Origin of the sequence: Tautonia rosea, assembly GCF_012958305.1 — a bacterium.
GTDB lineage: Bacteria > Planctomycetota > Planctomycetia > Isosphaerales > Isosphaeraceae > Tautonia > Tautonia rosea.
In genome coordinates this window covers 99,066-117,312 of sequence record NZ_JABBYO010000002.1, presented here as the reverse complement: position 1 = coordinate 117,312, position 18,247 = coordinate 99,066, and the positions used below count along the sequence as shown (strand labels likewise).

General features: G+C 65.1%; 15 protein-coding genes and 2 pseudogenes. 9 read left to right on the top strand and 8 right to left on the bottom strand.

Annotated features, from left to right (window positions below; all coding sequences use genetic code 11):
- Positions 1–636: 636 nt before the first annotated feature.
- Both HG800_RS03215 and HG800_RS03210 read right to left on the bottom strand, forming a co-directional pair.
- A complete protein-coding gene (locus HG800_RS03215) occupies positions 637–2,157 on the bottom strand; it encodes a sensor histidine kinase (protein WP_169973722.1) in 1,521 nt (506 codons plus the stop codon).
- 177 nt (positions 2,158–2,334) lie between these two features.
- Positions 2,335–3,744, bottom strand: a complete 1,410-nt coding sequence (locus HG800_RS03210) for an ABC transporter substrate-binding protein (RefSeq protein ID WP_169973719.1) — start codon at positions 3,742–3,744, stop codon at positions 2,335–2,337.
- Between the two features lie 418 nt (positions 3,745–4,162).
- Between HG800_RS03210 and glmM the strand changes: the two genes are divergently transcribed.
- From glmM to HG800_RS03185, 6 genes and pseudogenes are all read left to right on the top strand, one after another.
- Complete coding sequence (gene glmM, locus HG800_RS03205; RefSeq protein ID WP_169973717.1) at positions 4,163–5,536, top strand: phosphoglucosamine mutase; 1,374 nt, start codon at positions 4,163–4,165, stop codon at positions 5,534–5,536.
- Positions 5,533–6,246: an HAD family hydrolase gene (locus tag HG800_RS03200; RefSeq protein WP_169973715.1), complete on the top strand. Its 714-nt coding sequence runs from the start codon at positions 5,533–5,535 to the stop codon at positions 6,244–6,246. Before glmM ends, HG800_RS03200 begins: the two co-directional genes overlap by 4 nt.
- A 157-nt stretch (positions 6,247–6,403) precedes the next feature.
- Positions 6,404–7,090 (top strand): sigma-70 family RNA polymerase sigma factor, encoded by a 687-nt coding sequence (locus tag HG800_RS03195; protein ID WP_169973713.1) that lies wholly within the window; start codon positions 6,404–6,406, stop codon positions 7,088–7,090.
- A 99-nt stretch (positions 7,091–7,189) separates the two neighbouring features.
- A pseudogene (locus tag HG800_RS03190) lies at positions 7,190–8,032 on the top strand (DUF1559 family PulG-like putative transporter); the annotation flags it as partial.
- Positions 7,974–8,135, top strand: a pseudogene (locus HG800_RS27195) (H-X9-DG-CTERM domain-containing protein); the annotation flags it as partial. The pseudogenes HG800_RS03190 and HG800_RS27195, both read left to right, overlap by 59 nt.
- Positions 8,136–8,359: 224 nt before the next feature.
- On the top strand, positions 8,360–9,208 hold the full coding sequence (locus HG800_RS03185; protein ID WP_169973711.1) for a fumarylacetoacetate hydrolase family protein: 849 nt from the start codon (positions 8,360–8,362) through the stop codon (positions 9,206–9,208).
- A 235-nt stretch (positions 9,209–9,443) separates the two neighbouring features.
- Here the strand turns inward: HG800_RS03185 and bcp are convergent, their stop codons facing one another.
- Complete coding sequence (bcp, locus tag HG800_RS03180) at positions 9,444–9,905, bottom strand: thioredoxin-dependent thiol peroxidase (RefSeq protein ID WP_169973709.1); 462 nt, start codon at positions 9,903–9,905, stop codon at positions 9,444–9,446.
- Between the two features lie 130 nt (positions 9,906–10,035).
- On the opposite strand from bcp, the gene HG800_RS03175 reads away from it, so the two are divergent.
- A complete protein-coding gene (locus HG800_RS03175) occupies positions 10,036–10,635 on the top strand; it encodes a Uma2 family endonuclease (protein ID WP_206352115.1) in 600 nt (199 codons plus the stop codon).
- A 20-nt stretch (positions 10,636–10,655) separates the two neighbouring features.
- On the top strand, positions 10,656–11,078 hold the full coding sequence (locus tag HG800_RS03170; protein WP_169973707.1) for an archease: 423 nt from the start codon (positions 10,656–10,658) through the stop codon (positions 11,076–11,078).
- 45 nt (positions 11,079–11,123) lie between these two features.
- Here the strand turns inward: HG800_RS03170 and HG800_RS03165 are convergent, their stop codons facing one another.
- From HG800_RS03165 to trxB, 3 genes are all read right to left on the bottom strand, one after another.
- Entirely contained in the window at positions 11,124–12,098 is a 975-nt protein-coding gene (locus tag HG800_RS03165) for a carbohydrate kinase family protein (protein ID WP_169973705.1), read from the bottom strand.
- Between the two features lie 131 nt (positions 12,099–12,229).
- The gene (gene ftsH / locus HG800_RS03160) at positions 12,230–14,308 is read right to left on the bottom strand and encodes an ATP-dependent zinc metalloprotease FtsH (RefSeq protein ID WP_169973702.1); all 2,079 of its coding nucleotides are present in this window, start codon (positions 14,306–14,308) and stop codon (positions 12,230–12,232) included.
- A 161-nt stretch (positions 14,309–14,469) separates the two neighbouring features.
- Positions 14,470–15,504 carry a thioredoxin-disulfide reductase gene (gene trxB / locus HG800_RS03155; protein WP_169973700.1) on the bottom strand — a complete coding sequence of 345 codons (1,035 nt, stop codon included), beginning with the start codon at positions 15,502–15,504 and terminating at the stop codon, positions 14,470–14,472.
- 260 nt (positions 15,505–15,764) lie between these two features.
- On the opposite strand from trxB, the gene HG800_RS28365 reads away from it, so the two are divergent.
- Complete coding sequence (locus HG800_RS28365) at positions 15,765–16,229, top strand: carbon storage regulator (RefSeq protein ID WP_390622606.1); 465 nt, start codon at positions 15,765–15,767, stop codon at positions 16,227–16,229.
- Here the strand turns inward: HG800_RS28365 and HG800_RS03145 are convergent.
- On the bottom strand, positions 16,190–16,900 hold the full coding sequence (locus HG800_RS03145; RefSeq protein ID WP_169973698.1) for a winged helix-turn-helix domain-containing protein: 711 nt from the start codon (positions 16,898–16,900) through the stop codon (positions 16,190–16,192). The genes HG800_RS28365 and HG800_RS03145 overlap by 40 nt on opposite strands.
- Before the next feature lie 204 nt (positions 16,901–17,104).
- Positions 17,105–18,247 (bottom strand): carboxylate-amine ligase, encoded by a 1,143-nt coding sequence (locus HG800_RS03140; protein WP_169973696.1) that lies wholly within the window; start codon positions 18,245–18,247, stop codon positions 17,105–17,107.

The window sequence follows — 18,247 nt, the reverse complement described above, 5'->3', positions numbered from 1 at the left end:
CGATTTTCCTATTTTGGCTGCCCAAAATCACGATACTTACAATGACGGACGATTCCCACTGTTTCCTGATCAGGACACCCCTGCTCCCTTGCCAACCGATCGTCCTCGGAACCCCGATCACCTCTCAACCGTCACCCTCGCGAGTGACCTCATCGCTCTTTGAAAACCCGGAGCAGCCTACCTTGCAACCTCCACCAGAGGCGCAGCCGTCTGCGCCCACAACGCGTACCCGACGGCGCACCGAACACGCCCCAGCCAATGATCGAGCGCACCGAGAGCCCATCCGATCCAAGCCGACGTCTTCCGTCCCGATCCTTCCCTTCACCGACAACCCTGACTTCAGCGCACCGTGACGGAGCGAACCCATTTTCGCGCCGCAACCTCGTACGAGACAAAAGATTCCCTTCGGAATCTTCAGCGCACCGACCCGCGCACCGGCCGCGTCGAACCCCGCTCGGGATCGATTTCCGCGAAGGATCGGGCCCCTGGCTCCGGATCAACCCGGCCTGGACCGACCCTCACAACGCTTCCCCAGTGCACCGTGACGGAGCGAACCCATTATTGCGACGTAAGTCCTTTCCAGGACACAAAGTCGCCCTGCGCACCGAAGCGCACCGATCCCGTTCCCAGCCCCGTTCACACCGGCTCGTCGCTCGCAGCCGGAAGCTCGATCAGGAAGCAGGCCCCGGAGCCGTTGGACGGAGCGAGGCTAAGGGTCCCGCCCTGGGCCTGGATGGAGTCGGAAGCGATCGCCAGGCCTCGGCCGCGACCAGCACCCTTGGTGGAGGTGCCGGCCTGGAAGAGGCGGGGGGCGACGGCATCGGGAACGCCGGGGCCATTGTCGCGCACACCGATCCGGACGAGGGGGCCGTGCCGGTCGCTCGAAAGGGTGATCCGGGGCGGGGCGCCGGACGGGGTCGTCGAGGTGGCCTCCAGGGCGTTCTTGAACAGGTTGACCAGAGCATGGACGAGCAACCGACGATCGGCCCGGACCCGCAGCTCAAGCCCCTCGGCCGAAGGGCGATCGACCGTGGCCGAGGCCGACTCGATCCGGGGGCCGAGCAGGGTCAGGGCCTCGTCGATCGCCTCGCCCACGGGCATCGGCACCGGCTCGACCGGAAGGGATGACTGCTTCAGGTAGCCGTCCAGTTCCCGGACCGTCAGGGCGATGTACTGCGAGCAGACGCTGATCTGTCGGGCCACGTCTCGGGCAATGTCCGAGCCGGTCCGCAGATCCACCTCGGGGTCGAGCCCCTCGTCGGCCAGGCGACGCTCGAAGGCGCGTCGGACCCGGGTGACCTTCGAGGGGTCGATCCCGGCATCGAGCAGGGCATCGGCCAGGGCATCGGGGAGGCGGTCGAGCAGGAGGTCGAACTGGTCGAGGTGGTTGGCCAGGTTTCGGCGCTCGTTGGCCAGGACGAAGACGACGTTGCCCAGCTCGTGACAGGTCCGATCGGCCAGGTCGAGCGTCGCCCGCTGGGCCGACTCGCGGGCCGCCCGGTCACTGAGCACCCGGACCTGAAGGACCATCGCCAGCAGGCAGAGCAACGAGTATCCCGACAACCCCAGCACCGCCAGCAGGAGCCTCCGATACGACGTTTCCAGACCCGCAAGCGTCTCCTCGACCAACGCCCCCGCTCGGTAGCTGACGACCAGCCCGACCGCCGGCACCGCCCCCGACTCCGACTGGCCGTCGAGCAGAATCAACCGACGTTCCTCCGCCGCGATCCCCGGCATCGAGGGGGTCTGGCTGAACCACGAGGCCTGCGGAGTGCCGTCAGCAAGCGTCAGCTCCAGCCGCTCGATCGCCACAACCGCAAACCGAGGGTCGCTCAGCTCGGCCGACCCTCCGAGGGCGGCCAACGCTTCGCGAACCCGACCGAGCAAGACCGGGTCGTCCGGCTGCGATCGCCAGGCGTCGGCATAATCGGCCAGGGTCCGGCCCACCTCATCGACCGGAGTCGCCCGAGCCCACGACTCGATCGAACGCTCCGAGACCTCGCGCCCGGTTCTCCGCAGCCGGTCGTACTCACGGGCCAGCACGATCAAACTGAACCCGAGGGCCGCCACCGAGACCACCCCCACGATCATCCCCGGCGCACCGAGCGTCTCCACCGGTTTCCGGGTCGCAGTCGCCAGGCGTCGCGCAAGAGACATCGGGCAAAGGTCCAGGCCGAGGAGCAGCCATCGGGGCCCTCGAACGGATCACCACCGAACGGAGCCAGACCCCGAACGAGAACCGCAACCCCAATGAACCCGTACCAGTCTACTGGGTTGGATCGCTTCGCGGAGGATCCCACCCGTCCCTTCTCACACTCCCAGGTCGAGGTCCGCTCAACGGGTCGCCCGGGAGGGATTATCCGGAGAGGCTCCGGCCAGCGATCGGCGGGATCGCGGCTCACCCCCCAGGTCTTCCACGCGAGGAGGTCCAAAGGCAAGCACTTCGGATTGACCCGGCACAATCGCCAGGACATGCCCCAGATCCGCTGCCCGGCGCTCTCCCGAAGGTTCGAAGGCCAGCGATCGTCCAAAGGCTGCCGGGTCTTCGGCCGACAGGTCCAGTTCGGCCAGAGCCGAGGCCAAATCCGGCGGCGAATCGGGCTGATCGAGCACCCGAACCAGGGCAGCAATGATCTCGGCCGGAATCTGAGCGGCCCCCAGGTCAAGCATTGCTCCTTCGACCTCGGGCAGTGTCCCCGACGAGACGCACCAGACCGGCAACGTGCAACGACCGGCCAGCGTATCCAGGGTCGTCCGACCGATCCCGTCGCCGCAAAGCACCTGCAACCGCGAGAGGTCTCGAGGACCAATCGGCCCGGAACGATCGACCAACGCCCGGATCATCCGGCGAGTCGGACTCCCTTGCAACGGCAAGACGGCCCAGACCGGCTCCTCTCCCGGCGATTCGGCCACGAACCGCCAGATGCGGTCGGCCTCCTCCAGCTCGGCAGGCCCCGGTCGGTCGTCCGAGCCCAGCAGGCCGGGAGACGACAGGTCGAGCCGTCGGATCACCACCTTCGCCTCCGGAGCGACCAGGCCAATCGCTCGCTCGAACCCCTCGGCCAGATCGCGGGAGTACGGGTCGTTACCATCGACCATCAAAACCACACCGGTCGGTTCCCCCTCCTGATCCGCCACGACCCGAGAGACCAGCTCCGCCTCCTGCCGGTTGTTCGGGCAGAACCGGAAGGTCCGCCCCGGGTACAGGTCGAGCAACGGCAAGGACGCCGCCCCCGGCCGGTCGACCCGGACCGTCGTTGCCCAGGGAACCAGCAAGACCGGGTCCGGCCGCAGACCCGACCCTCGTCGGCGATCGACCGCCCCGTGAAGCGCCTCAGCCAGCCCGGCGGTCAGCACCGTGTTGTTGGACCCGATGAAGGCGATGGGTGCGATCGGCCGGTCGATCAACCGATTGACCCGATCCCGAGTCGTGACCACCCCCGAACCCTCAAACCAGGAGAGTCGCACCGCTCGGCCATGCTCGGCGGTCCGGAAGGTCATCGTCTCGGGTTGCTCCACCACGTCGCCGAGCAATCCCCGGCGCTGGCTGATGAGCACTCCCTCACGGAAGTCGGCCCAGTCGGAGCGGTCGGGGAGAAAGACCGCCACGTCTACCACGCCGCTCGCCCGGCGATCGGAGCCGGACGACTCCCCCTGGTAGGTCAGGGCATAGCCCATCCAACCCACCAGGGCCAGTCCGCCGATCAGCAGGAGCAGAGTGCCGGCTCGGCTTCTCAGGGGCATGGCTCGGACCTCGTTCGAGGAACTCAACTCATCCGACGGATCCGGTCGCGATCGCGGCATCGCGACCCAGCCGGAAGATCCGTTTCCTTCCGCTCCGAAAGCATAAGGCAGGAGTTGTGCCGAGCCACCGAACATTCGGTTGCCCACCCTGGCGGCTGCGCCCAACCCCTTGCTGTTCCAGCAGTTGGGCATGGTCGAATTCTCGAAGACTTCGGCCAAGACCCTTGTGGCTTCCAACGCCACGCAAGCTTTCTGGTGCCGACACCCGGAATCTCACGAGAGCACCAACCAAAGGCCTGCCGGCTCGATGGCTTGAGGTCGCCATTGGCTTGCCCGTTCGGGGCACCGTTTCTTAGAGTTTGGTGAGTGGGTCCGACCGGGTCGGCTCGGCCCGCGTCTCTCCGAAAGGCAGCAAGGCATGGGGACTCGGATCGCCAGCATCTCGGGACTTCGAGGGATCATCGGTGATGGCCTCGATCCGGTCGACGTGACCGCCTTTGCGGCGGCCTATGCGGCCGAGGTTGTCGCCCGGTCGGGCAAGGACGCTCCCACGATCCTCGTCGGTCACGACGGCCGACGATCGGCCGAGATGATGCTCGGCGCCGTCCTGTCGGGCCTCTCCGCCTCGGGTTGTCACGCCCAGGCACTTGGTCCGGCCATGACACCGACGGTTGGTTTCCTCGTCCGGGAGGAGGGTGCCGACGGTGGGATCCAGATCTCCGCCTCGCACAACCCGAGCGAATACAACGGCCTGAAATTCTTCCAGGCCAGCGGCTCGGTCCTCGGCCGGGACGCGGGGCGGGCCATGCTCGACCGCTTCGAGCGTCGGGCGTTCCGATGGGTTCCCTTCGACCGCCTCGGACGGATTGATCGCGACGCCGGCGACCAGGCCATTCACGCCGCGAAGGTCCTTGGGCTGATCGATCCGCTGGCAATCACCCGACGCCGGTTCCGGGTCGTGGTCGATGCCAACCACGGCGCGGGGGGGTACCTGGCCTCGTGGATGCTCCGACAGCTCAACTGCGACCTTCGCCTCCTCGGAGGCGATCCGGACGGCCTGTACGACCACACTCCAGAGCCGACCGAGGAGAACCTCCGCGAGTTGACGGCCATCATCCCGGCGATCGGGGCCGACATCGGCTTCGCGCTCGACCCCGATGCAGACCGGCTGGCCATCATCGACGAGACCGGCCGTTACATTGGCGAGGAACTGACGCTCGCCCTGTGCGTCCGGCATCGACTCGGCCAGCAGACAGGCCCGGTCGTCATGAACCTCTCGACCTCCCGAGCCGCCGAGGAGGTCGCCCGTGGGTTCGGTTGCGAGGTGATCCGAACCCCGGTGGGTGAAATCAATGTGGTCGAGGGAATGCAGGCATCGCAGGCCGTGATCGGGGGCGAGGGTAACGGAGGGGTGATCGACCCCCGGATCGGTTGGGTCCGCGATTCGCTGGTGGGCATGGCCCTGGTGCTCGACTTGATGGCAGCGATCGGCAAACCCCTCTCGAACCTGGTCGATGAATTGCCGCGGTTTTCCATGCTCAAAACGAAGTTCCCGACCGGATCGGAGCCGATCGCCGCGATTCTCGATCGCATTTCCAACACCCACCCCGAGGCGACCGCCGAGCGTCGCGACGGTCTTCGGCTCGACTGGCCGGACGCCTGGGTCCACATCCGAGCGAGCAACACCGAGCCGATTATCCGGGTTATCGCCGAGGCCGCCGAGGCCGATCGCGCCCGGAGCCTGGCCGAGACAATTGGTCGTCTCGCGGGCGGCGGGGGAGGGTCATCGTGACCTGGCCAAGCTTTGACGCTCCCCCTGCGGTGGCCTTTCTTGACGTCGATGGCACCTTGCTGGCCGAGACGACCAGTTATCTCTACGGCAAGCTGCTCCGACGCCGAGGGATGATCGACCAGTCGCTCCTGTTTCGGGCCGCCCTGCACGGGTTCCGGCACAAGTTCGGTCGGCTCGACTACGGCAGGTTGCTCGACTACGGCTTACAACTCATCCGGGAGATTCCCCTGGTCGAACTCGAACGTGCGGCCTATGAGAATTTCAAGCACCATGTGAAGCCCAGGCTCTACGAAGGCGTGGTCGAGCATCTGAACCACCTTCGCTATTCCGGCACGCCGCTGGTGCTCGTCTCATCGTCTCCGGCCCCGGTCATCGCCCCGCTGAGCATCTATCTCGGATGCACCGACATGTTGACCACTCCGTTCCGAGTCGAGCAAGGGAGGATCGCGGGCATCGGCCCCGGCCCCCCCTGTTATGGCGAAGGGAAACTGCACTGGGCCGAACGCTGGGCCGAAGAACGCGGGATCGACATGGACTTGGCGGTCGCTTACGCAGATAATTGGAGCGACCGAGCCTTGCTGCAGCGCGTTGGACGTGCAGTAGTCGTACGTCCCGGGCGCAAGCTCAGGAAACTCGCCCTTCAGCAAGACTGGACGATCGTGACCCCCCGACGCCCCCGACTCGATCGTCAATTCCCCTCGGAGGATTGAAGCTCACTGGGCAGTCTTCCCTTGACTTCCCGAGAAAACCCCGGACAAATCAGCCAGATTGAGCGGTCAGGCTGTCCGATGGATCCGAGGACGGCTCAGGACCGCAACGGTCGCACGACGCGGCCCCTGATCGGATCGAGGAGGAGTTCAGCGATTGATGAGTGATTCACCCCAACACCCTCCAGTGACGAAGCCTTCGCCGTCGAGTCCAAGCCCGAGCCGGAGCATTCGCCAGTCGGCCCCGGCCGTCACGGCGCTGGTCATCGGCCTGGCCGCCTTCACGGCGAACGCCCGGGAATCGGACCTGGTGCGCGACATCCAGCGGTACTGCACCGTCTGCTGGAAGAACGCGCACCTGGACCCGAGCCTCTGGGACGATTGCACCCAGGAGGTCTGTGTCCGATTGCTGGGCAAGGCCCGCGATGGGCAGCTTGACCTGAACCTCGTGCTGGCCGACGACACCCCCGAGCGTCGCGAGCTGGTCCGGGCTATCGACATGGTCCGCAAACGTGTGCAACGGTCGAAGAAGTATCAACCGCTTGATGAGACCGCCTCGGCCTTTGCTTCGGACGACGACCGCAATCGTCTGGAGTTGGGTGAGATTCTGGAAGCCGCCCGCCGAGCCGTGCTGTCTCCTCGACAGGATCGGATCGTCGAGTTGTGGACCCGCGGCTGGACCGTTCCCGAGATTGCCGAGACGCTCGCCCTGAATCCGGCCCGCGTCAGCGACGAGAAGTACAAGGCGCTCCGAAAGCTCGAACGCCACCTGGCCGGTCGTCGCGACGAGTTGGACCTGCCCGTTGCGATCGACGCGGAAGACGAGTACGTCCGATTCGTCGGCTGACGGATCGACGAATCGATCAAGGCTGGTCTCGACCGAAGCCCCTCGCTGTTTTCGAACGGGCCGGCGAGGGGATCCCTTCGAGAGGTCAGCGTGATTCTCATGCCCTTGCTCCCTCGCACCCCATGCCGGCGGCGACCGGGCTTCACGCTGATCGAGCTGCTGGTGGTCATCGCGATCATCGGTGTCTTGATCGCCCTGTTGCTGCCCGCCGTGCAGGCCACCCGAGAGGCAGCGAATCGGATGCGGTGCGCCAACCACCTGAAGCAGATCGGCCTGGCGATTCACAACCGCTCCAAGTTCCCGGCCGGCTATGCAAGCGCTGTCAGCCCGGACACCAACGCGGACCTCGGCCCCGGATGGGCCTGGGGGACGGAGATCCTCGGGCAGATCGAGCAAGAGGCGCTGTACGACGCAATCAACCTGGAGCTGCTCCCGGCCAACCCGGCCAACTGGACGCCCCGGACGGTGCGGGGCTCGACATTCCTCTGCCCCTCGGACGACATGCCGTCCCTCGTGCCGGTCCGAGACGCGGACAACTCGGTGACGCTCACCGAGCTGCCGGCATCGAACTACGTCGGCGTTTATGGCATAGGCCGGATCGCCGATGCGCCCGGCGAGGGGACGGGAGTCTTCTACCGTAACAGCGGCGTCCGCTTCCGAGACATCCGAGACGGGACGAGCCAGACGATCGCCGTCGGCGAGCGGAGCCAGGAACTGAGCTATGCCACCTGGGCCGCCCGCCAGCGGGGCGGCTGGCTGTACAAGACCTCGATGATCGTCGGAAGCGGTGGCGACACGTTTGTTCCCGAGCCCGAGGAAGCGTGGGCGATGGTCCTCGGCACGGCGGGGATTATCCGACCCTCCCCGCACGCCGAATCACCCGAATCGTCATGTCGAGGACTTCGGGAGCCGGCATCCCGGAGGGGCCAATTTCCTTCTTGCCGATGGCTCGGTCCGGTTCATCAAGGAAACGATTCGGCAACAGACGTTCCAGGCGCTCTGCACTCGGGATGGCAACGAAGTCATCTCGGCTGATGAGTTCTGAGACGCCCGTCCAGGGTGATTCGAGCTGAGGGGGGGTATCCCACGCTCCCAGGAGATCGAGCCGCTCAGAGGCAAGGGCCGACGGGGTCTTCTGTTGCTCTTTGGCTGCCACTGGCCCAGACTGGGTCCTCGAACACTGCCGCCCTTGGCGTGACTCGGCAGTGAGAATTCGTGACTCGTCTCCCAAAAAGGGCCTTGATGATGAGACGTTCGAGTTGGGCACCGATGCTCGGTATCCTGGGGCTGTTTCTCTCCACAAGCTCGGCCATCGCCGCCGATCCGGCACAGGAAGGTGAGCGCTACCTGCGGTTTCAGGTGGGGGAAACCACAAGTTATGGCATTCTGGAAGGGGACCGCGTTCGAGCGCTGGACGGTGACCTGTTCGGCTCCTTCTCCAAGACCGACCGCACCTATGCGCTCGAAGATGTGACGGTCTTGATCCCGACCGAGCCGACGCAGGTGCTCGCCCTGGCCGGCAACTACCGGAGCCACCTGGGAGACGAGGAAATCCCGCCGCTTTTCCGCATCCCGCAGCCGTTCTACAAGAGCCCGTCGAGCCTCGTGGCCGACGGCGGGAACATTGTCATTCCCAAGGATTCCCCCGGCCCGGTCCACTTTGAGGCCGAGCTGGTCATCGTCATCGGCAAGACCACCCGCAAGGTGTCGAAGGAGGAGGCGCACGAGTACGTCTTCGGGGTGACCTGCGGCAACGACGTGAGCGAGCGTTACTGGCAGAACGACCCCGAGAACAAGGACGTGCAGTGGTGGCGAGCCAAGGGGGCCGACACCTTCGGGCCGGTCGGGCCTTACATCGCCACGGGGCTGAACCCGGACGACCTGCTCATGACGCTGCGTCTGAATGGTGAGGTGATGCAGCAAGAGCGAACCGACCACCTGATCCACGATGTCGCCACCATGGTCAGCTACATCAGCCAGTACGTCACCTTGCAACCGGGCGACCTGATCTTCACCGGAACGCCAGGGGAAACCTCGGAGATCAAGCCGGGAGACGTGGTTGAAGTCGAGTTGGAAGGGGTCGGCGTGCTCCGCAATCCCGTGGTGGGCGAAGAGTAACCGGATGGACGCTCACTCCAAGAGGCCGGGCCTGGCCCCACGGGTCGCCCGACCTGATCAGGTCCTTGGATGACACGATTCCGAGAGGCAGGGGGAGCATGACGCCCCCTGCCGAGGCCCCAGAGGGCGACGCGAGGCCGCCGGCTGGACCTCGGTGGCCTCCTCGACCAGCGTCTCGGGCACGAGGGCAAGTCCTCGGCCCCTTCCTACTGTCGCCGGATGGCCGGGGCCGACCTCAGAGCGTCTGCAGGACCTCAAGGATCTTCTCACTGTGTCCGTCAACGCGGACCTTCGGAAAGATCTTTCGGACGACTCCCTTGCTGTCAATGACGACAGTGGTCCGCTCCACCCCCATCGACTTCTTGCCGTACATGTTCTTCTCCTTCCAGACCCCATAGGCCTGGATGACCTCCTTGTCCGGGTCGGCCAGGAGGGTGAACGGCAGTTCGTACTTCTCGGCGAACTTCCGATGCGACTCGACGGTGTCGGGGCTAACGCCGAGCACCACGGCTCCGGCCGCCTCGTAATCGGCTCGGGCATCGCGAAAGGCACAGGCCTCCTTGGTACAGCCGGGAGTGTCGTCTTTCGGGTAGAAATAGAGGACGATGACCTTTCCCTTGAGCTTCTTGAGCGAAACCTTCTTGCCGTGCTGATCGGCCAAGCTGAAATCGGGGGCAGCGCTGCCTTCTTCGATCATCGGGAATCCCTCCCTGGTGGGGGTGTGTCCGACACCTTGGGCCGCCGTGGCCCAGGTCGGAACTCGGACTTAATCTAGTCGGTCGACCAGCACTCGGAAAGGATCGGGACGACTCCCTGGAGGACGGACAATGCCGAAGACAACGGTTCGTATCGGTCCGGCCGATCACGGCCAGCGCATGACCCTCGACGAGTTCGAGCTTGCCGAGGTGGTGGAGGGCTATCACTATGAACTGGGCAAGGGAGCAATCGTCGTGACGGATCTTCCGAAGCCGAAACATCTCCGCATCCTGACCGCAATCCGCCGACAGTTCGCGGCTTACGATCTTGCCCATCCAGGGAGCATCGATACGATCGCCGGGGGAGGCGAATGCAAGATTCTCCTCGAAGACCAGCAATCGGAGCGGCATCCGGACCTGGCGGTCTACCTGACCCCGGCGCCGGTGGAAGGCAATGCGGTCTGGGGTCTCTGGATTCCGGAAGTGGTTGTCGAGGTCGTCTCTCCCGGTTCGGAAGAGCGGGATTACCGGGAGAAGCGCGAGGAGTATCTGGCATTCGGAGTCAAGGAGTACTGGATCGTTGATCCGGGGAAGCGGTCGATGCTCGTCCTTCGTCGCGAGCGGGGGCGCTGGACTGAACAGCGGTTTGGTCCGTCGGAAACGTGTGAGACGCCGCTGCTGCCGGGCCTCCGGTTTGCGTGTGGACCGGTCTTCGAAGCGGCAGGCGAGTGAGACGTGAGGGGAGCCGAGTCATGGGGACCGTTGAGCATTTCGAGCACACGGCCGACGTCGGGTTTCGGGTCCGAGCGGGGGACTTGACCGACCTGTTCCGGACGGCCGCCGAAGGGCTCTTTGATTACATCGTCGTGAACCGAGCACAGGTGCGAGCGGCCGAGACCGAGACCGTTTCTCTTCAGGCTGACACGCCGGGCGATCTGCTCATCGACTGGCTCAACGAGCTGATCTTCCGGTGTGAGACAACGCACCGACTCTATACCCGGTTTGAGCTGACGCTCTCTGAGGACGGCCGGGACCTCCAGGCCACGATCGCCGGAGAACCGATCGACCGCGAGCGGCACGTCCTGGATCACGAGGTCAAGGCCGTGACCCAGCATGGGGCATCACTGACGCTCGACGGGGCCGATTGGGTTGCGGAGCTGATCCTGGATATCTGAATTGGAACCGATCGCGGCAAGGCACTTGACCGGGTGAGAACGCGGTCAGATCGACTCGACCGGCAAGTCGTGCTCGGCGATGAAGCGGTCGGCCTCGGCTCGGGAGAAGATGCCGGCGGTGGTGCCGACGGCCCGGACGCAACTGGCACCGAGAGCGCTGGCGAGCTTCAGGCAACCGGGCTCGTCGAGGCCGGAGATGATCGCGGCGATGTAACCGGCGTCGAAGGCGTCGCCGCTGCCGGTGCCGTCGACGTAATCGACCGGGTAGACGCCGAGCTTCAGGCGGTGGGAGTCGGAGAGGGAGATCGAGCCGTGCTCGCCTCGGGTGATCACGACTCGAGCGGCACCGAGGGCGCGGAAGGCCTCGGCCTGTCGGATCGCGTCGGTCTCGCCGTTGAGGATGAGGGCGGCCTCGTCGGAGTTCGGCAGAAAAACATCGGTGTGAGGGAGGACCGGCTTGAGTTTCGAGAGGTAGTCGGCCGGGCCGGGACAGGCGACGTCGAGGACGGTGGTGATCCCCTGGGATCGGGCCCGGGCGAAGCGGTCGGCGAGGGCGTCCGGGTCGAGGCCGGGGAGGATCAGGTAGCCGCCGACGTAAAGAACGCGGGCCTCGGGGGTGATCGCCGCATCGAGGTCGGCGGCCGAGAGGGCGGCATTGGCCCCAAAGCTGTGGATGAACCGGCGATCCTCACCCTTGACGTTGACGATGAGGGTCTGGCTGGTGTCGCGGTCGGGGTCGACGATGAGGCTCGACGTCTCGACGCCGGCGTGTTCCAGGGTTTCCGCGACGAATCGGCCGAAGGCGTCGCCACCGACCCGGCAGCAAATGCGGGCCCCTACACCGAGCTTCGAGAGGACGACGGCCACATTTGCGGCCAGGCCGCCGATGTTCAGGACGAGTTCGTCAACCTTGACGAGCTCTCCCGGTTGGGGGAATCGGTCGATGGGCGGGGTCAGGTGATCGGCGACGATCACCCCGGCGCAGACGACCGGGGTGCCCTTCGGAGCGGTTGCGGACATCGTAAACTCGGACCTCGCACGGTGCGGGGGGCAGGGAGCAAGCCAACGCCCCCAAGGCTACCAAGCGGGGAGGGAGTCGGGAAGCGTTTGGCCCGGCCTCTCGGTTGAGTGCCAGGCCAAGAGCCCTTTGATTAACCCGCCGCGCCGTTCTGATCGACGGATCGGGGGGAGAGGTTGCCGGGATGGGCGTCGGTCGAGGCGACGACCTCGTCGGAGCGCTGGTCGGCCGGGTCGAGGGCTCGCTTGCCGATCATCTCCTCGATCTCGACGTCGGTGATGACCTCGCGTTCGATGAGGGAATCGGTCATGCGTTCGAGATGTTCTCGGTTGTCTTCGAGGAGGCGGAAGGCGCGGGTATCGGCCTCGCGAAGGATGCGGGCAACCTCCTCGTCGATGACCTGCTGGGTGTGCTCGGAGTGGTCGCGGGCCTCGGTCATTTCGCGGCCGAGGAAGGGGTGTTCCTCGGCCCCCTGAACGTAAACGGGTCCGACGCGGGGACTCATGCCCCACTGGGTGACCATCATCCGGGCCAGCCGGGTCGCTTGTTTCAGGTCTTCGGCCGCGCCGGTGGAGAGGTCGTCGTAGACGAGCTTCTCGGCGGCTCGACCGCCGAGCAAGACATCAAGGCGAGCCTTGATCTGGCTCTCGGAGTAGCCGAGGCGATCTTCTTCGGGAATGAACTGGGTGACGCCGAGCGATCGGCCTCGGGGAATGATCGTGACCTTGTGAACGGGGTCGGTCTTGGGCGTCATCCAGGCGACAAGGGCGTGCCCAGCCTCGTGGTAGGCAGTGGCTCGCTTGTCTTTCTGGGTGATGAATTCCTCACGCTTGGCGCCCATCATGACCTTGTCTCGGGCGGCCTCGAAGTCCTGCATATCGACCTTGTCTTTGTTTTCCCGGGTGGCGATGAGTGCCGCCTCATTGACAAGGTTGGCCAGATCGGCGCCGGACATGCCAACGGAACCGCGGGCGATGGAGTCGAGATCGACCTCGTCGGCCAGGGGAACGTTTCGGGTGTGGACCTTGAGAATTTCAAAGCGTCCCTTGCGGGTCGGGCGATCGACGGTGACATGACGATCGAAGCGGCCGGGACGCAACAGTGCCGGATCGAGCACGTCGGGCCGGTTGGTGGCGGCCAGGACGATGACGGTTTCGCTCGGGGTGAAGCCATCCATCTCGGTGAGAATCTGGTTGAGCGTCTGTTCGCGTTCGTCGTGTCCGCCGCCAAGGCCAGCCCCCCGGACGCGACCGACGGCGTCGATCTCGTCGATGAAGAGGATGCAGGGTGAGTTTTCCTTGGCGGTTTTGAACATGTCTCGGACGCGGCTGGCACCGACGCCGACGAACATCTGGATGAATTCCGAGCCGGAGATCGAGAAGAACGGCGCACCGGCTTCGCCAGCGACGGCCCGGGCGAGCAGAGTCTTTCCCGAGCCGGGAGGGCCGATCAGGAGGACACCCTTGGGAATCCGGCCTCCGAGGCGCTGGAATTTTTCGGGGGTCTTGAGGAACTCGACGATTTCCTGGAGCTCGGCCTTGGCGTTCTCAAGGCCGGCGACCTCGTCGAACGTGGTTCGCTGCTTGGACTTATCGTGACGCTTGGCCTGGCTTTTTGTGAAGTTGCCGAGGATGCCCCCGTCGAACTGATCACGAGCGCGACGCATCATGAAGAAGATCAGGCCGCCGATCAGGAGCATTGGCAGCAGGAAGCTGAGCCAGAGCAAGGTGGTAGGGGCCTGCGGCTCAAGGACCTCGATCCGAGGCGGGGGGTTCGAGCGGACCTCACCGGAGGCGGGGATGGTCTCGCCCTGGAGTACCGCCATGACCCGATCGAGCGCGTCTTCGGTCGGAATGGTGGTGGTGAACTGAGAGACGGTCTGAGCCTTGGCGCTGTCGGTGGCCTTGTATTGCTCGTCGGGGGTGCGGAGTTTGCCGCGAACGTCGCGTCCCTGGAAGGTGATCGACTCGACGTTGTCGGTGTTGACCTGATCGAGGAACCAGGGGTAGTAGCTGACGCGGATCTCGGACTTGAACGGGTTCCACATCAGGAAGACGAGAACCATCGCCGCGATCAGGAACAAGAGCGACCACGGGGGGGTCGGCGTGCCGGTCGCTCCGCCACCACTGCCGCCGCCGTTGCTACCGGGCTTGCGGCGATCAGCGGGCTTGCGGTCGGTGTCGCCGTCTTTGGGGGTTCTCGAATTCTCCATCGGCTCGTTGTTCCGTCCTTAAATGGGGCAGCCCGACGGGGGCACTTCGGGCGCGTGGCTGGCGTGCGAGTGGGTTGCCGGCCGTTCCTCGATATCACAATTGTAGACCGGGCGGCGTTCCAGGTCGACCGCCGCCGGGTGTTCGAAGCAGAATCAAGGGATCAATGACCGGCGCCGGTGGCTTCGAGCCATTTCTCGGCATCCATGGCCGCGGCACATCCGGAGCCGGCGGCGGTGATCGCCTGTCGATAATGGGTATCAACCACGTCTCCGCAGGCGAAGACCCCCTCGACATCCGTGGCGGAACTGTAGTTGGGCATCCGATCGCGGAGATCGGCCGGGGCCTCGATCCCGTCCCAGGCCAGGGCGGCGCGAGTCAGGAGGTAGCCCTCGGGGGTCGTGGCCAGTTTCCCCTTGAAGATGCCGGTGTTCGGGATGTGGCCGATCGCCAGGAACAGGCCGGAGATGTTCAGATCGGAAACGGCGTCGGTGTCCTCGGTTGAGCGGAGCTTGACCCCTTTGAGTACTGGCCGGGGGTCGGTCTCGCCGTAAACCTCGTCGACCACGGAGTTCCAGGCGTAGGCGATCTTTTTGTTGGCGAAGAGCTTGTCCTGCATGATCTTCGAGGCCCGCAGCTCCTCGCGGCGGTGGATCAAGGTGACCTTCGAGGCGAAGCGGGTGAGGAAGGTGGCTTCCTCGACCGCCGAATCGCCGCCGCCGACGACGGCGATTTCCTTTCCCTTATAGAAGTGGCCGTCGCAGGTGGCACAGGTGCTCACACCGGCCCCCTTGAAGGGGCCTTCGTTGCCGAGCCAACGGGCCGAGGCGCCGGTGGCGACGATCAGGGCGTCGGCGGTGTACTCGGTGATGGTGCCGCTTTCGGGGTCGCCGCTGGGGTCGTCGGTCGTCTTGACGCGAAAGGGGCGCTTCGAGAGATCGACACCGACGACGGTTTCCCAGCGGGTGTCGGCCCCGAATCGCTGGGCCTGCTCGCGCATCTTGTTCATCAGGTCGGGGCCGTTGATGGCCTCGGGGAAGCCGGGAAAATTCTCGACGTCGGTCGTTAGGGTGAGCTGGCCACCGGGCTCTCGGCCTTCGAAGACGATCGGGGAGAGGTTGGCGCGGGCCGAGTAGAGCGCGGCGGTCAGGCCGGCGGAGCCCGAACCGATGATGATCACGGCGGAGTGCTGCGGCATCGTTTCCTCACCTTGATTCGATCGATCGACGAGCCATCGGCGGCCCGATTCTCCGTCACCAGAATCTCGACGCGAGTACCTTGGAGACCGGATGAACGGTCCGGGGACTCGACGACCTGCGACCGGACTGCAAGCCGATCCGACCAGGCGGCGGCCGTTGGGCCGGATCGCGTCAGCGAGCATTATACGGGAATTCGAGGGCCTTCGCCCAGAGATGGCCGGCAAGAGTCGTAGAGAAGTGGGAGAACGGAGCGATTGCGTTGACCAAGCGTGACCTAGGGTTCCTGAAGACTCACCTCGACCCCGCGAGCACGAACCACGATTTGCCCTTGCCGCAGGGGTGGCAGGGCGGCCGGTTTGTGGCTCCCAGGAGCATGCCAACGATGCTCGTTCTGACGCGCAAACGCATGGAAAAACTCTACATCGGCCGCGACATTTGTGTCACGGTCGTGCGGCTCGAAGGCGGACAGGTCCGCCTCGGGATCGACGCACCAAGACATGTGCCCGTGGTGCGGGCCGAGTTGCGGCAGCGAGACGAGGCCGAGGCGGCCCTGGCTCGCCTGAGCGGTGAGATGGTCACAATCGAGGAACCGACGGCTGTTGCAGCGACCGCGGCGGAATGCTGGCCGTCGATCGAGGCCCCGCTGGGACATCGGCTCAGGGCCGAACCGGGACCGGCCAGTCCTCAGTCGTGCGCCACGAGATCGGCTTCTCGGAAGCGATAACCGACGCCCCGGACCGTTTCGATCAGATCGGAGCCGGCGCCGAGCTTCTTTCGAAGGCTCTTGATATGGACATCAATGGTCCGCTCCAGAACCATGGCATCTTCGCCAATCGCGGCGTCCATCAATTCGTGACGGGTGAAGGCCCGACCGGCCTGTCGTAGCAGGACCTCCAGAAGCCGGAACTCGGTGGGGGTCAAGGGTAGCTCCGCGCCTTGAAACAAGGCGCGGTGACGATGCTTGTCGATCGTCACCCCCTGGACCTCGAAGACGACGGCCGAGGCGGTCGCCGCGTGGCTGGCACGGCGGCGGAGGACGTTCTTGATGCGTTGGATGAGGACCTTGAGGCTGTAGGGCTTGGTGACATAGTCATCGGCCCCGACGGCCAGGCCGATCAGTTCGTCACTTTCCTCGGCCTTGGCCGTGAGCATGAGAATAGGGATGTCTCGGGTCTGGGAGCCGGATCGGAGTTCTCGGCAGACTTCCAGGCCGGGTTTGACCGGGAGCATCAGGTCGAGCACGATCAGGTCGGGCAGTCGGAGCTGGGCCTGTCGAAGACCGTCCTGGCCATCGTAAGCGATTAGGACATCAAAGCCTTCGCGGCGGAGGTTCATCGCCAGCGTGTCGGCCAGGTGATGTTCGTCTTCGACGATCAGAATTTGCGTGTTGGCCATGGAGGAATCCGTCGCCCGGAGGTTGCGGACCGGAGGAATTGAGAGGCTTCGGATCGATCGGGCGGCGAATGCTCGTCCCGAGGGCTCCGGGAACGAGGGGCTCCGTCCCTCGATCAGGCCTCGACGGCCACCGTCCACTCCGACCAATCCCTCGTTATCGTACCCGGAGACGAACAGGCATCTTATGAAAAACGCGCGAAGAACTCATGAAGTCACCAGAGGCTCGAAGGGTCGTCTGTCGAGCATCTGACGGACGACTTCCTGGAGGTCGCCGGTCTGCTCGAAGATGGCGACCTGGCGTTCGGAGCCGGTCGGCTGCTCCGCCATGTCGAGGACCATTTCGAGTTCTCGAAGGCAGCCGAGTTCCTCGGGGACACCGCGACGGACCAGGGTTTCGACGAGATCGGCGACGATCCGGCGGGCGGGCCGGGCCTCGGCGGTGAAGGGGTCGACCAGTTCGGCGGCCATGCCGTAGCGGCACGCACGCCACTTGTTCTGGCGATTCATGAAGGGGTGGCCGTCGGGAAGGTAGGTTCCCTCGTCGATCTGCCGGGAAAGGTCGTGAACGATGCACTGGATCAAGGCGGCGAGGCCGACGACGGTCGGCAGGTCGGGCGGCATGTCGCAGACGCGGACCTCGACCGTGCCGAAGTTATGGTGCGGGCGGATATCCCACCAGACTTCTCGCAAGGTGCGGATGAAGCCGGTGTCGATGAGGTGGTTGAGCAGCCAGACGTATTCGCTCCAGTTCCGCATCACGGGAGGGAGTCCGGCCGTGGGCAGGTCGTCCATAACCTTGCTGCGCTGCGAGTGCAGGCCAGTATTGCGACCGGACCAGAAGGGGCTGTTGACCGAGAGGGCAAGCAAGGTCGGCAGGTGCCGGAGCATGCGATCGCAAATCATGATGGCCTTGTCGCCCGAATCGACCCCAACGTGAACATGGAGGCCGAAGGTGACCAGGCGTCGGGCCGTTTCCTGAAGCAAGTCGACGAGACCGTGATATCGGTCATCGGGCGAAATCTGCTGCTCGTGCCAGTGGGAGAAGGGATGCGTGGCGGCCCAGAACAGGCGAAGTCCGTGACGATCGACAATTTGCTCAACGACGCCGAGCTTCTCGGAGAGATCGCGGTTGACGTCGGCGGCGGTCTGGCAGATCTCGGTGTTGATCTCCAGGTAGCACTGCATGATCTCGGGCTTGACCCGCTCGGACAGGGCGGCGGGGACCTCGGGGAGAATGTCGCCGATCGCATTGCGCAGGGCGAGGGTCTGCGCGTCGACGAGCTGGAGCTCGATCTCAACGCCCAGGCTCGGCCAGTTGTTGCGGACGAATTCCAGGCGATCGGCCAT

What these genes read in the sequence shown, in the direction of transcription:
- HG800_RS03145 (WP_169973698.1), bottom strand. Translation starts at nt 16,900, where the DNA reads ATGGCCAACACGCAAATTCTGATCGTCGAAGACGAACATCACCTGGCC.
- HG800_RS03215 (WP_169973722.1), bottom strand. Translation starts at nt 2,157, where the DNA reads ATGTCTCTTGCGCGACGCCTGGCGACTGCGACCCGGAAACCGGTGGAG.
- HG800_RS03170 (WP_169973707.1), top strand. Translation starts at nt 10,656, where the DNA reads ATGGGGACCGTTGAGCATTTCGAGCACACGGCCGACGTCGGGTTTCGG.
- HG800_RS03195 (WP_169973713.1), top strand. Translation starts at nt 6,404, where the DNA reads ATGAGTGATTCACCCCAACACCCTCCAGTGACGAAGCCTTCGCCGTCG.
- ftsH (WP_169973702.1), bottom strand. Translation starts at nt 14,308, where the DNA reads ATGGAGAATTCGAGAACCCCCAAAGACGGCGACACCGACCGCAAGCCC.
- HG800_RS03175 (WP_206352115.1), top strand. Translation starts at nt 10,036, where the DNA reads ATGCCGAAGACAACGGTTCGTATCGGTCCGGCCGATCACGGCCAGCGC.
- glmM (WP_169973717.1), top strand. Translation starts at nt 4,163, where the DNA reads ATGGGGACTCGGATCGCCAGCATCTCGGGACTTCGAGGGATCATCGGT.
- HG800_RS03140 (WP_169973696.1), bottom strand. Translation starts at nt 18,247, where the DNA reads ATGGCCGATCGCCTGGAATTCGTCCGCAACAACTGGCCGAGCCTGGGC.
- trxB (WP_169973700.1), bottom strand. Translation starts at nt 15,504, where the DNA reads ATGCCGCAGCACTCCGCCGTGATCATCATCGGTTCGGGCTCCGCCGGC.
- HG800_RS03185 (WP_169973711.1), top strand. Translation starts at nt 8,360, where the DNA reads ATGCTCGGTATCCTGGGGCTGTTTCTCTCCACAAGCTCGGCCATCGCC.
- HG800_RS03210 (WP_169973719.1), bottom strand. Translation starts at nt 3,744, where the DNA reads ATGCCCCTGAGAAGCCGAGCCGGCACTCTGCTCCTGCTGATCGGCGGA.
- bcp (WP_169973709.1), bottom strand. Translation starts at nt 9,905, where the DNA reads ATGATCGAAGAAGGCAGCGCTGCCCCCGATTTCAGCTTGGCCGATCAG.
- HG800_RS03165 (WP_169973705.1), bottom strand. Translation starts at nt 12,098, where the DNA reads ATGTCCGCAACCGCTCCGAAGGGCACCCCGGTCGTCTGCGCCGGGGTG.